Genomic DNA, 12,870 nt, shown 5'->3' on the forward strand with positions numbered 1-12,870 from the left:
GGACCCCTTGCCCGCGCCGCCGGCCCACCACCTGATCGAGGAGCTCACGCATGTCTCTGGCCATCGTCGTGATGGGGGTGTCCGGGTGCGGGAAGTCGACGGTCGGAGCCCTGCTCGCCGCCGCCGTCCCCGGCGCCGTCTTCCTCGACGCCGACGACCTGCACCCGCCGGCCAACAAGGCGAAGATGGCGGCCGGCATTCCCCTCACCGACTCCGACCGCGAGCCGTGGCTGCGGTCGTGTGCGGCCGCGGTCGCCGCCCAGCGGTCCGCCGGCCGGCCAGTCGTGCTGGCCTGCTCAGCGCTGCGCCGCCGCTACCGTGACCTGCTCACCTCCGGCGCGGGCCCGATCCACTTCGTCCATCTGCACGCCGGTGCTGATCTGCTCGCCGGCAGGCTCGCCGCCAGGCAGGGGCACTTCATGCCGGCGGCGCTGCTGGCCTCGCAGCTGGAGACCCTCGAGGAACTCGAAACCGGCGAGACAGGTTTCGTCGCCGACATCGGCGCCACGCCCGCCATCGTGGTCGAGCAGATCCTCGCTCAGGTGAGCGTCACTTTGCCGCCGGGGATGTAGCCGGCGGCGGCAGCGACCGACAGGGCCTCCTGCAGCACCACCCGCTCGGGCAGACCGCTGGCGCGGGCGAGGGCCGCGACGTCATCGAACTCGGGCATGGCCTGCACGATGACGCCGTCGCGATGGCCCACCTTGACCGCGATCGCGGTGTCCCGTACCTGGACGCTCACGAAGAGACGGTCCAGGGGCGTCTTACGGCGAACGGATTCGCGGACACCGAGGGTGCTGGTGTGCTCGAACACGTGCGCACGCAGACCCTCCACCTGCTCCGGCGCGCAGAGCACAGCGAGGGTGTGCGCGGGACGGCCCTTCTTCATCACGATCGGTGTCAGCCACGCGTCCGCGGCACCCCGCTCCATCAGCCCGGTCAGGACACCTGGCCACAGACGTGGATCCAGGTCGTCGACGTTGGCCTCCAGCAGCACCGCCTCCTCCGACCGGGCGTCGTCCACCTCCGTGCTGCCCACGGCCGCGGCTTCGGCTGGATCATGACCGGCTGGCGTCCGCGTGCTGCTCCCACCCGAGGCGTCCTCGAGATCGCCGCCGGCCGCGGTTCGCGCACTGAGCAGGACTCGGACGACGTTGGCCCGGTCCGGGCGATCCCGTCCTCCGGCGCCCACGCCGATGGCGTCGAGCGTCATCGGCGGCAGGTCCTCGCAGACCTCCGCGAGAGCCCGCACCAGCGCCATCCCGGTCGGGGTGGCCAGCTCACCCGGCCCGTCGGCGGACACCCGCCACCCCCGGGCCAGTTCGGCGACCGCCGGCACCGGCACCGGCAAGCGGCCGTGGGCGCCGCGGACGTGCCCGGATCCGACGGCGACCGTCCCGCCGGAGACCGAGGTGACCTCAAGGTCGTGCAGTGCCGCGCAGACACCGACCACGTCGGCGATGGCGTCGAGCGCGCCGACCTCGTGAAAGTGCACGTCGCCGGGCTCGACGCCGTGGACCCGGGCTTCGGCCTCGGCCAGCCGCGCGAAGACCGCGACGGACCGTTCGCGTACCGGTTCGGGCAGGGCGGCTCCGGTCAGCAGGGATCGGATCGACGTCCAGGTGCGGTGCGGCGGGCTGTCGGCGAGCGCTGTGACGTGCGCCTTGCGGGCGCGCAGCCCGGCCCGGGTGACCTCGGTGCTGCTGACCCGGATCGAGCCGGGTACCACCGCGTCGATCGCGGCCTGCACCCGTGCGAGCCGGGCGCCCGCATCCAGCAGCGCGCCCAGCAGCATGTCCCCGGCCACCCCGGCGGACGCGTCGATCCAGGCGTGCCGGCCGCTCATGCCACCGGGTCCGCGGCGATCTGTGCGGCCAGATGACCCGCGCCGTACCCGTTGTCGATGTTCACCACGGCGACCCCCGGCGCACACGCGTTCAGCATGGTCAGCAGCGGCGCCACCCCGCCGAAGGCCGCACCGTAGCCGACCGAGGTGGGCAGGCCGACCACCGGCGCCGCGACCAGGCCCGCGACGACGCTGGGCAGGGCCCCGTCCATGCCGGCGGCGACCACCACGGCTCTCGCCCGGCGCAGCAGGTCGACGCGTGCGAGGATCCGGTGCAGCCCGGCCACTCCCACATCCACCACCAGCTCGGTGGGCCGCCCCAGATAGCGGGCGGTCAGTTCGGCTTCGCGGGCGGCCCGCAGGTCGGAGGTTCCGGCGGCGACCACCACGACCAGCCCGCCGGTGGCAGGTGGTGGCTCGGCGGGCCAGGCCAGCAGACCGGCGTCCGGGTCGTGGCGCGCGTCCGGCAGTGCGGCCAGCACCGCTGCGGCGTGGTCGGGATCGGCGCGGGTGAAGAGCGTGACCACGTCCGGGCGCTCACGAACCACGGCGGCGATGCCGGCGACCTGGGCGGGGGTCTTGCCCGCGCAGTAGACGGCCTCCGGATAGCCACGCCGGGCGGTCCGGTCCAGATCGAGGTCGGCGTAGCCGAGGGCGTCAGACACCGGAGGCCTGCACCAGCGGCAGGGTGAACGCGCCGGACTGGATCCCGGCGATGTCGACGGCGGCGAACCGGAAGCCCGCGGCCAGCACGGCGGCGTGCACCGCGTCGCGGAGCGGACCGCTGACCGCCCTCGCGAGATCGTCCGGGGGCAGTTCGATGCGGGCGATGTCACCGTGGTGGCGTACCCGCAAGTCGATGAAACCGAGCCGCCGCAATCCCGCCTCAGCCTGCTCGATCTGCGCGAGTTTCTCCGGGGTGACATCGTGGAAGTGCGGGATCCGCGACGCCAGACACGGTGCGGCGGGCTTGTCGGCGCAGGGCAGACCGCAGGCGACAGCGAGGCGGCGTACATCTGCCTTGGTCAGCCCCAGCTTGGCCAGCGGCCGCAGCACCCGATGCTCGGTGGCGGCTCTCGCGCCGGGCCGGTCGGGGCGGCGTACGTCGTCGGCGTTCTCCCCGTACGCCACCGCATCCACCCGGTGCTCGGCGAGGATCTCGTCGCCGATGCGGGTGAACAGCTCGTCCTTGCAGTGGAAACACCGGTCCGGGCCGTTGCGCCGGTACGCCGCCCGATCGCCTTCGCGGGTCTCCACCTCGACGACCGGAACCCCGATGTGCCGGGCGACGTCGTGCGCGGCGGCCCGTTCGTGCTCCGGCAGGCTCGGCGAGACTCCCAGCACGGCAAGGACCCGGTCCCGGCCCAGCGCGCGTGCCGTTAGCTCCAGCAGCAGCGACGAGTCGACCCCGCCGGAGAAGGCCACCGCGAGCCGGTCGATGCCGGTCAGCATCCCACCGAGCCGCCCGACTGCGACGTCGACTTCCGTGCTGCCCATCCTGATCTCCCCTCGTCGCCGATCCCCAGCTCATCGCAGTTCGCAGACCCTGGCAAGCGGTTGCCAAATGTTGCGCCGCCGGTTAGCGTCGCCTCGCCGGGAAGCAGGGGGGAAACATGACGGAGCAGGTGGCGAAGTCACCGACCATCTACGACGTGGCCCGCGCCGCCGGTGTCGCCTCCTCGACGGTTTCACGGGCGTTCGCCCGGCCCGGCCGGGTCAACGCCGAGACCGCCGAGCGTATTCGCAAGGTCGCCGCCGAGCTCGGTTACCGGACCAACCCCCTCGCACGCGCCCTGCCCACCGGCCGCACCTCCATGATCAGCCTGGTGATCTCGGACGTCACGAACCCGTTCTACAACGAGATCATCCGTGGGGCGCAGGCGGCGGCCACCGAGGCCGGCTATACGACGCTGCTCACCGACGCGCAGGAATCCGGGGCGAAGGAACGCGAGGCGCTGGAACGGGCTGTCTCGCTCGTCGACGGCATCGTGCTCGCCACGTCACGGATGTCGGACTCGGCGATCCGGATGATCGCCAAGCAGCGGCCGGTGATCGTGCTCAACCGGGCCGTCACCGATGTGCCGAGCGTGGTCACCGACAACCCGCGCGGCATGCGCCGGGCCGTGGAACATCTCGGCGAGCTCGGTCATGAGCGGATCACCTACCTGGCCGGGCCGGAGGCGTCGTGGGCCGACGGCACCCGATGGCGGGCGCTGCACGAGGCCGTCCACGAGTTGGATCTGCACGCTCACCGGCTCGGCCCGTACGAACCGACCGTGGCCGGCGGCGCCGCCGCTGCCGCGGACCTGGCCCGGCATCCCACCTCGGCGGTGATCGCCTACAACGACCTGATGGCGATCGGCCTGATCCGGGCCCTGACCGCGATGGGCGTCCGGGTGCCCGACGACGTCAGCGTGGTCGGGTTCGACAACATCTTCGCCGCCGAGCTGATCACCCCGGCACTGACCACGGTCGCGGCGCCGCTGCACGCGATGGGCCAGGCCGCGGTGCGTAACCTCCTCGCCCTGGCCCGCGGGGCCCGGCCGACCGCGCACGGGCCGGTCAGCCTGCCCGCTCAGCTGGTGGTGCGGGCCTCGACCGGTCACCGCAGGCGGAACAGGACCTCCCCGGCCTGGGGCACCACCAGGGTCTCCGGGTCAGCGGCCACGGCGTCCACCTCGACGGCCGCCGGGTCCAGGTAGTCGAGGTTCGCCGTCCGTACGACTGCCTCGGGAATGCCGGTGGCCAGGGTGACGGTGACCCGCGGGATCTCCCCGGCCACCGCATCCCAGGTGCCGGCGCCGCGCAGATGCGTGGAGTGCGCGAGGACGCCCCAGTGATGGTCCTTGAACCGGTCCCACTGTTTCACGAAGTAGTCCCGGCAGTGGTAGCCGAGCTGCTCGATCTCCGGGTGCATCTCCGAGATCCGGGTGATGTGCGGGGCGTAGATGATCACCTGGCCGCCGTCGGCGACGATCGGCTCCACCTTGTAGAAGCCCTTCGCCCCGGTCCACATGTCGTCGTACTTCTCCGGCACGATCGACAGCACCCGCTTCACCGGCGTGTCCAGGTAGCGCACGTGGGTCTCGGCCGAGACGTCCGCGCACGCCGCCCACGCCTGCTCCGGCGGGCCGAACGCGGCCGCGTGCAGCGCCCCCGAACCTGACTGCACCACCAGGCACAGGGCCAGCCGCCGGGCCGGGATCATCGCGGCGGCCTCGTCGATCAGCGCCCGGACCGGGGTGAGACCGCGCGTACCGATGATCTCGGCGCTGCTGATCAGCGCGCCCAGCCAGTGCGAGAAGTCGATGATCTCCTGACCGGCGACGCCGGGGAAGAAGTACTTGTTGCCACCGGAGAAGCCGACCACCTCGTGCGGAAAGACCGGCCCGATCACCAGGCACACGTCGTGTTCCACCACGGCCCGGTTCAACGTGACGTCGACGCTCTGCCGCATCCGGCCCTCCGACAACTGCGCCACCCGCTCGGCGGCGATACCGCCGAGCGACACCAGCGCCTCCGGCAGCCACCACTCGTGGTTGCGGACCTCGAAGCCGGGGTACGGGCCACCCAGGTGCTTGTCCAGCTGGTCCGGTGTCATCGGGGCATGGGTGCCGAGCGCGATGAGCACCGTGACGGCCGCGGCCCGCCCGTGCAGCGCCTCGTGCACGGCGCCCAGCAGCAGCGGGAGCGGGCAGCTGCGCGTGGCGTCCGGGACGATCAGACACACCCGCCGGCCGTCGAGGTCCTCGTCCGCGAGCCGGGCCAGCACGAACGCGCGTACCTCCGCGTCCGTGAGGATCTGTCCGGCGGCGCCGATGATGTTATCCATCAGCGAACCGTGCGCTCCCGGACCTCAGAGCCGCAACAACGCCGTGCAACAGATGGCAACTCTTTGCCACACGGCGGAAACAATCCGCACTCTCAGCGGCATGGCAACGGACCCCACTCTGAACCCGCATCCCGACCGGCTGCTGCCCGCCACAGAACCGGTCCGGCCGATCGCGCGACGGCTCTACCAGACGGTCCGTGACCTGCCGATCATCTCCCCGCACGGGCACGTCGACCCGCGCGTCCTCGCCGAGGACATCCCGTTCACCGACCCCACCGCCCTGTTCCTGCAACCCGATCACTACGTGACCCGGTTGCTGCACGCCGGTGGTGTGCCCCTCGACCGGCTCGGCGTGGGAGAGGGCCCGTTGCCGGCCGGGCGGGCCCGTGAGGCGTGGCGGCTGATGTGCGCGAACTGGCCGCTGCTGGCCGGCACCCCGGTCCGCTACTGGCTGGAGAGCGAACTGTCCGACGTCTTCGGCGTCACCCGGCGGCCCACCGCGGCCACCGCCGACGACATCTACGACCAGGTCGCCGCCCAGCTGACCCGTGACAGCCACCGCCCCCGGGCACTGCTCGACCGCTTCAAGATCGATTTCCTGGCGACCACCGACGACCCCGCCGACCCCCTCGACGCCCACGCCGCGCTGGCTGCCGACCCGGACGTGACGGCCCGGATCGTGCCGACGTTCCGCCCCGACCGCTACCTGGAACCGGCCCGCCCCGGCTGGCCCGACACGGTCGAAGCCCTCGGCGTGGTCAGCGGCATCGACACCGGCACCTACCGCGGCTACCTCGCCGCCCTGGAGGACCGGCGCCGGTTCTTCGCCGCCCACGGCGCGGTGTCCACCGACCACAGCCACGCCGACGCCGCCGCCGAACCCCTCGACGACGCCGACGCCGACCGCATCTACACCCGCGCGCTGGCCGGGCACGCCACCGGGGCCGAAGCAACCGCGTTCCGCCGTCACATGATCTGCGAGATGGCCCGGATGTCCTGCGACGACGGCCTGGTCATGACCCTGCACCCGGCGATCCACCGCAACCACCACCCCCAGACCCTTGCGGCGTACGGACCGGACAGCGGCCACGACATCCCCACCACCGTCGAGTTCACCCGGGCGCTGCAACCCCTGCTGGCCCGGTACGGCACCCACCCCAACCTGCACCTGGTCCTGTTCACCACCGACGCCACCGTCTACAGCCGGGAGATCGCGCCCCTCGCGGGCTTCTACCCGTCGGTCTACGCCGGCGTGCCGTGGTGGTTCCTCGACAACCCCTCCGCCATCCGCTCCTTCCAACAGGCCGTCACCGAGATCGCCGGATTCTCCCGATTGTCCGGCTTCATCGACGACACCCGGGCGTTCTGCTCCATCCCGGCACGCCACGACATGGCCCGCCGCCTCGACGCCGGCCACCTCGCCGAACTCGTCGCCGCCCACCGGCTCGACGAGGACGAAGCCCACGACATCCTCACCCGCCTGGTGACCACTCAGCCCACGCACGTCTTCAAACTCTGAACCCCCGCAGGAGACACATATGAAACTGGCCGCCAAGACGGTGGTGGTCACCGGCGCCGGCAGCGGCATCGGCCGAGAAGTCGCCCTCGAAGCGATACGCCGGGGAGCGCGGGTCGCCGCTGTAGACCTCAACCCGGCCGCCCTCGCCGAGACCGGACGACTCGCCACCGGCCGCCTGTCCACCCACGTCGTCGACATCACCGACCGTACTGCTGTGCAGGAACTTCCCGGCAAGGTCGAGGCGGAGCTGGGCCCCGCCGACGCTCTGGTGCACTGCGCCGGCATCATCCAGCCGTTCGTCACCCTCGACAACCTCGACGACGACGCGATCGACCGGGTCTTCGCCGTCAACTGGCACGGCACGCTGTACCTGGCGAAGTCCTTCCTGCCGGTGCTGCACCGCCGGCCGGAGGCGCACCTGCTCAACGTCTCCAGCATGGGCGGCTTCCTGCCGGTGCCCGGCCAGATCGTCTACGGGGCGTCCAAGGCCGCGGTCAAGCTGCTCACCGAAGGTCTGCACGCCGAATGTGCCGGCACGAACGTGCACGTCACGGTCGCCTTCCCCGGGGCCGTGGCCACCAACATCTCGGCCAACTCCGGTGTGGCCCTGCCCGGAGCGGGCGGTGACAGCACGACCGCGAATCACAGCATCACCACACCGCAGCGCGCCGCCCGCGAGATCCTCGACGGTGTTGAGGCCAATGCCTACCGCGTGCTCGTCGGCCGGGACGCCCGGCTGATGGACCGGATGTACCGCCTGAGCCCGCGGCGCGCCGCGAACCTCATCACCCGCAAGATGCAGGAGTTGATCAAGGGATGACCGTGGACTCAACACCCCTCGAACCGGTCGGCGTCGACAAGCCCGACGACCTGCCCAAGGTGAGCGGCCGCTACATCTTCTGGATGATGGCCGCCAACTTCGGCGTCTCCATGGCGTTCATCGTCCCGATCGCCTTCTCGCTCGCGGTCCGCATCGACGAACTCGCCCCCGGCCGTGAGGAGGTGCTCGGCTACGTCACCGGCACCGCCCAGGCCGTCTTCCTCATCCTCAGTCCACTGATCGGGGTATGGAGCGACCGGACCCGCAGCCGGTTCGGTCGCCGCCGGCCCCTCATGCTCGCCGGTGCCGTCCTGGGCCTGACCGCCCTGGTAGCCATCGCGGCCGCACCGACGCTGCTGCTCGTGGGCGCCGGCTGGATCCTGGCGATGCTCGGCTGGGCCACGGTCTCCCAGCTCATCCTCAGCATGCAGGCCGACCGCATCCCCGAGGAGCAACGGGGCCGGATCTCCGGCTTCACCGGCCTGACCGGCCAGATCGCCCCGATCCTCGGCGTCGGCGTGACCTCACTGGTCAGCGGCAGCACGTTCCTCGTCTTCGTCCTGCCGGGACTGATCGGCGCGGCCCTGCTCGCCGGTTTCCTCGTCGCCGGCAAGGAGCCCGACAGCCGGAACCTGCCGCCAGCCGCACCGGTGTCGGCCCGGACCCTGCTGTCCAGCTACGTCTTCAACCCCCGCAAGCACCCCGACTTCGGCTGGAACTGGCTGGGCCGGCTGGCCTTCTTCATGGGCCTCTACTTCAACACCACGTTCAGCACCTTCTTCTACGCCCAACGACTCGACCTGCCGGTCCGTGAGGTCGCCGGCACCGTGGCCCTGATCGGCGTGATCGGTGTCCTCGCCGCGGCAGCCGGTGCGCTCGGCGGCGGCTACCTCTCGGACAAACTGCAGCGGCGGCGGCTGTTCGCTCTCATCGGGTCGCTGTTCTTCGTCGTCGGCGCGATCGTGGAAGCCTTCGCCTATTCCTTCCCCACGCTGCTCATCGGCTCGGTGCTGATGCAGCTCGCCATCGCCTTCTTCAGCGCCGTCGACCAGGCCATCGTGCTGGCGGTGCTGCCCAGCCGCGAAGAGGCCGGCCGGTACATCGCCGTCGTGCAGTTCGCCCACAAACTGCCCAGCGCGCTCGCTCCACTGATCGCACCGTTCATCATCGCGATCGGCGCCAGCGGCGGCGACAAGAACTACACCCTGCTGTATCTGACCGGAGCGGTGCTCGCCCTGATCGGCGGGCTCATCGTCTTCACCCGAATCAAATCCGTCCGGTAGGAACCTACCGGCCTTCAGGCCACCATGCGCGAGCGCCGCCAGGGCAACCCTGGCGGCGCTCGTATCGTTGCGTCAGTCGTTCTCGACGATGATCGCCAGGGCGGGGCACACCGCGGCCGCCTGATGGACGTCACCGGCGAGTTCCGCGGGCGGCTCCGCATCGAGCAGGACGGCGATGCCGTCCTCGTCACGCTGGTCGAAGACGTCGGCGGCGGCGACGACGCACTGACCAGAGGCCACGCACTTCTCCTGATCCAGCAATACCTTCACGATCTTCCTCCCTTACCAGGTCACGGGCAGTTCGTAGACGCCGTAGACAGCGCCGTCATGCTTGAACGGGACGGCGTCCACCGCGGTGGCCAGCCGAAGGCCGGGGATCCGGCGATAGAGGGTGCCGAAGACCACCTGCAACTCCATCCGGGCGAGCGGCTGCCCCAGGCACTGATGCACACCGAATCCGAAGGCGATGTGATGGCGGGCGTCGCGGCCGACGTCGAGCCGGTCCGGGTCGGTGAACGCCTCCGGGTCCCGGTTGCCGATCTCGGTCGGCATCAGGATGCCGTCACCGGCGCGGATGAGATGCCCGTCGAACTCGATGTCCTCGGCGGCGACCCGGCTGCGGCCGTTGTGGGTGATGTTGAGGTACCGCAGCAGCTCCTCCACCGCGGCGGCGACGACCTTCGGGTCGTCGGTGTCGCGGACCCGGGCCAGCTGTTCAGGGTGTTCCAACAGGGCAACGGTGCCCAGGGCGATCATGTTCGCCGTCGTCTCGTGGCCGGCCAGCAGCAGCAGTGTTCCGATGCCCGCGGCCTCCGCCACGGTCAGTTCACCGGCGGTGATCCGCGGCACCAGTCCGGACAGGACGTCGTCGGCCGGCGAGGCGATCTTCGACTCGATCAGGGCATGCAGGTACTCGTACAGCGCCTTGAAGGCGGCCCCACGCTGCTGCGGAGTGACGGCGAGGCTGATCAGGTCCTTGCTGTTGCGCTGAAAGAAATCGTGGTCGGCGTACGGGACGCCGAGGAGGTCGGAGATCACCAGTGAGGGAACCGGTAGCGCGAACGCCTCCACCAGATCGACCGGGTTCGGGCCGGCGAGCATCTCATCGATCAGCGTGTCGACGATCCGCTGCACCGCCGGGCGCATCGCCTCGATCCTCTTCACCATGAACGGGGCGGTGACCATCCGCCTCAACCGGGCATGCTCGGGATCGTCCATCAGGATGAACCCGAAGGACGCGTTGCCCTGGTCGGCGCTGCGGGTGGGACTGGGATAACCCGGGCGCCGGGCGTCCGCGCTGACCCGGGGATCGGCGAGCAGCCGCCGCTGGTCGGCGTAGCGGGTCACCACCCAAGGTGTGGAGCCGTCCCAGATCCGCATCCGGGTGATCGGTTCCTGCTGCTGCAGTCTGCCCAGTTCCGGTGGCGGGTCGAAAGGGCATCCGGAGGCTCGGGGCAGCGGGAACTCCGGTGTCTCGGTGTCCTTCGAGAAGGCAGTGGTCATGATCTTCCTTTCAGGGCAGGGAAGAAGGGGCGGCTGTCACTGCATCGAGCAGCCGCCGGTGCAGACGCGTCTGTTTGGGCATGTTCCAGCCGAGGACCGCGACGGGTACGCCGGCCCGGCGGTAGAGCAGCACGAAACGGCCGGCGGTGGGGTCGCCGTCGAGCAGCTCCACGTGCGCCTCAGGCGACGGCGTGCCGTGCACCTGGACCTTGACGCCGAACTGGTCGGTCCAGAAAAAGGGCACCGGGGTGTACGACATCCGCGCGCCGAGGATGTTCGCCGCCACGACGTCGGCCTGCTCGGTCGCGTTCGTCCGGTTCTCCAGGCGTACCGACGCCTGCAAGGTTTCGTGGTACCAGCGGCACACATCGCCGACAGCGAAAATGCCGTCCCCGGCCTGGCATCGCGCGTCGCAGACCACGCCGTCGTCGACGATCAGCCCGCTGCCGGTCAGCCAACCGGTCGCCGGGGCCGCTCCCAACGCGATGACGGCTACGTCGGCGGGCAGAACCTCACCGGAGTCGAGGCGTACTCCGGTCACCCGCGACTGCTCGGCCACCAGGGCGCTGACACCGGCGCCGGACCGGATCAGCACACCGTGCCCGGCGTGCAGTTCGGCCAGAGCCTGGGATGCCCGCGGGCCGAGTTGCGCGAACATCGGTGCCGGCTGCGGACCGACGAGAGTCACGTCGTGACCCAGCTGCCGCGTGGTCGCCGCGACCTCCGTGCCGAGCACCCCATCGCCGACCACGACCACCCGGCGGTGGCCGCCGAGATCGGCGCGCAGCGCGAGCACGTCGTCCAGGGTCCGCACGACGTGCGTACCGGTTACCAGGCCTTGCCCTGGCAACAGCCGGGGTGAGGCACCGGTGGCCAGGACGATCGCGTCCGCGCCGAGACTCCGGCCGGCGGCGGTACGAACAGTTCGGTTGACCGTGTCGAGTGAGACCGCGGCATCACCCAGCAGCCACGTCGCGTCGAGCGCGGACAACGCCTCGTCAGCACGCAGCTGAGCCCGGTCAGGCTCCCAGGCACCGGAGAGAATCTGCTTCGACAGCGGCGGCCGGTCGTACGGCGGGTGCGCCTCGGCGCCGAGAATCGTCAGTCGGCCGGTGTAGCCGCGTCTCCGTAGCGCGACGACGGTGGACAGACCCGCCGCGGCGGCGCCCACGACCAGCACATCGGCTGGAGTGGTCATATGTCACCGCCGGCCGCGGTGCAGGTGCGGGTCTGGCAGGGCGGCGCCGCGGAAGGCGACGGCGCGCTCGGCGGCCGAGGCGGCTGGTACTGATGCTGCATCGGCGTCATGACGGACGACAGCCGCTTCGGGATGGCGGTCTGGGAGAGGGGATCCGTTGCCATGCGCCAAGCGTCCAGTTCACCCGAACTGAGCGCAAAGAGTTGCCAGGTGTTGCCTTCGTGGCTTTCGCCAGTTGTGTCCCGGCGTGGACGAGACACTCAATCCTGTCCTGGTTGAAGAGTGCCGTCGCGCCAGAGAGACCAGGGGCAGCGTTGTGCTGCCGCGGGGATCGCGCGGGTGTTGAACGAGCGGCGGGTGCCGTCGCCGGGTGTCTACGACTCTGCCCGGAATCCGCATCGTGCGGGTGCGGTGTGGACGTTGCGGACGGTGGCGGCGATTCTGGCGAACCCGCGGTATACGGGTCGGCAGGTGTGGAATCGGCAGTTCACCGATCATCGGGAGGCGGTGCCGGGGGATCGGCGGACCAGTCTCGGCCCGGTTTGGGCCTGGAATCGCCGGACGGACTGGGTGGTTCACCCGGAGCGTACTCATCCGGCGCTGGTCAGTGACGAGGACTTCACCGCGGTCCAGGAGATCACCGCCCGCGCCACACCTGAGGGCGGTATGCAGCACCGGTACGCACTGACCGGGCTGCTGATCTGTGTGGCCTGCGGGCGGCGGATGTCCGGGCACTGGGTGAACGGCCGGGCCGGTTACCGCTGCCGGCATGGGCACACCGGTGCTCAACCAGCTTCTGAGGACGCGCCGCGCTGGGTTAGAAAGGCCAGGTAGCAAAAACCCCATCCGATCTTGCGACGAGCGCGAAG

The 12,870-nt window shown here is 70.7% G+C and carries 13 protein-coding genes; 6 read left to right on the forward strand and 7 right to left on the reverse strand.

What is annotated here, in order from left to right; genetic code table 11:
• Positions 1-50 precede the first annotated feature (50 nt).
• Positions 51-572, forward strand: a complete 522-nt coding sequence (locus tag ACZ3II_RS29345) for a gluconokinase (protein WP_465521234.1) — start codon at positions 51-53, stop codon at positions 570-572.
• Here the strand turns inward: ACZ3II_RS29345 and larC are convergent.
• The 3 genes from larC to larE are packed head-to-tail and all read right to left on the reverse strand — an operon-like array spanning position 539 to position 3,343.
• A complete protein-coding gene (gene larC / locus ACZ3II_RS29350; protein ID WP_465521236.1) occupies positions 539-1,846 on the reverse strand; it encodes a nickel pincer cofactor biosynthesis protein LarC in 1,308 nt (435 codons plus the stop codon). The two genes, ACZ3II_RS29345 and larC, sit on opposite strands and share 34 nt — an antisense overlap.
• Positions 1,843-2,511, reverse strand: a complete 669-nt coding sequence (gene larB / locus ACZ3II_RS29355) for a nickel pincer cofactor biosynthesis protein LarB (protein ID WP_465521238.1) — start codon at positions 2,509-2,511, stop codon at positions 1,843-1,845. Before larB ends, larC begins: the two co-directional genes overlap by 4 nt.
• On the reverse strand, positions 2,504-3,343 hold the full coding sequence (gene larE / locus ACZ3II_RS29360) for an ATP-dependent sacrificial sulfur transferase LarE (protein ID WP_465521240.1): 840 nt from the start codon (positions 3,341-3,343) through the stop codon (positions 2,504-2,506). Before larE ends, larB begins: the two co-directional genes overlap by 8 nt.
• Before the next feature lie 116 nt (positions 3,344-3,459).
• On the opposite strand from larE, the gene ACZ3II_RS29365 reads away from it, so the two are divergent.
• Positions 3,460-4,548: a LacI family DNA-binding transcriptional regulator gene (locus tag ACZ3II_RS29365; protein WP_465521242.1), complete on the forward strand. Its 1,089-nt coding sequence runs from the start codon at positions 3,460-3,462 to the stop codon at positions 4,546-4,548.
• On the opposite strand, the gene ACZ3II_RS29370 is transcribed toward ACZ3II_RS29365, so the two are convergent.
• A complete protein-coding gene (locus ACZ3II_RS29370) occupies positions 4,449-5,678 on the reverse strand; it encodes a lactate racemase domain-containing protein (protein WP_465521244.1) in 1,230 nt (409 codons plus the stop codon). The genes ACZ3II_RS29365 and ACZ3II_RS29370 overlap by 100 nt on opposite strands.
• A gap of 100 nt (positions 5,679-5,778) precedes the next feature.
• Between ACZ3II_RS29370 and uxaC the strand changes: the two genes are divergently transcribed.
• Genes uxaC through ACZ3II_RS29385 form a run of 3 tightly spaced genes read left to right on the forward strand, consistent with a single transcriptional unit; the run spans position 5,779 to position 9,300 of the window.
• Entirely contained in the window at positions 5,779-7,197 is a 1,419-nt protein-coding gene (gene uxaC, locus ACZ3II_RS29375; protein WP_465521246.1) for a glucuronate isomerase, read from the forward strand.
• Positions 7,198-7,216: 19 nt separating this feature from the next.
• Positions 7,217-8,017: an SDR family NAD(P)-dependent oxidoreductase gene (locus ACZ3II_RS29380; protein ID WP_465521248.1), complete on the forward strand. Its 801-nt coding sequence runs from the start codon at positions 7,217-7,219 to the stop codon at positions 8,015-8,017.
• A gap of 2 nt (positions 8,018-8,019) precedes the next feature.
• Complete coding sequence (locus tag ACZ3II_RS29385; RefSeq protein WP_465521250.1) at positions 8,020-9,300, forward strand: MFS transporter; 1,281 nt, start codon at positions 8,020-8,022, stop codon at positions 9,298-9,300.
• A 72-nt stretch (positions 9,301-9,372) separates the two neighbouring features.
• Here ACZ3II_RS29385 and ACZ3II_RS29390 read toward each other — a convergent pair whose 3' ends face one another.
• From ACZ3II_RS29390 to ACZ3II_RS29400, 3 genes are read right to left on the reverse strand one after another with little or no spacing between them, the layout of a single operon-like run.
• Positions 9,373-9,570 (reverse strand): ferredoxin, encoded by a 198-nt coding sequence (locus ACZ3II_RS29390; protein WP_465521252.1) that lies wholly within the window; start codon positions 9,568-9,570, stop codon positions 9,373-9,375.
• A 12-nt stretch (positions 9,571-9,582) separates the two neighbouring features.
• Complete coding sequence (locus ACZ3II_RS29395; RefSeq protein ID WP_465521254.1) at positions 9,583-10,803, reverse strand: cytochrome P450; 1,221 nt, start codon at positions 10,801-10,803, stop codon at positions 9,583-9,585.
• A gap of 10 nt (positions 10,804-10,813) precedes the next feature.
• The gene (locus ACZ3II_RS29400; RefSeq protein WP_465521256.1) at positions 10,814-12,001 is read right to left on the reverse strand and encodes an NAD(P)/FAD-dependent oxidoreductase; all 1,188 of its coding nucleotides are present in this window, start codon (positions 11,999-12,001) and stop codon (positions 10,814-10,816) included.
• 282 nt (positions 12,002-12,283) lie between these two features.
• Here ACZ3II_RS29400 and ACZ3II_RS29405 point away from each other — a divergent pair, with 282 nt between their 5' ends.
• Positions 12,284-12,835 (forward strand): recombinase family protein, encoded by a 552-nt coding sequence (locus ACZ3II_RS29405; protein WP_465521258.1) that lies wholly within the window; start codon positions 12,284-12,286, stop codon positions 12,833-12,835.
• Positions 12,836-12,870 lie beyond the last annotated feature (35 nt).

This window comes from Actinoplanes sp. NPDC019969 (assembly GCF_055562375.1).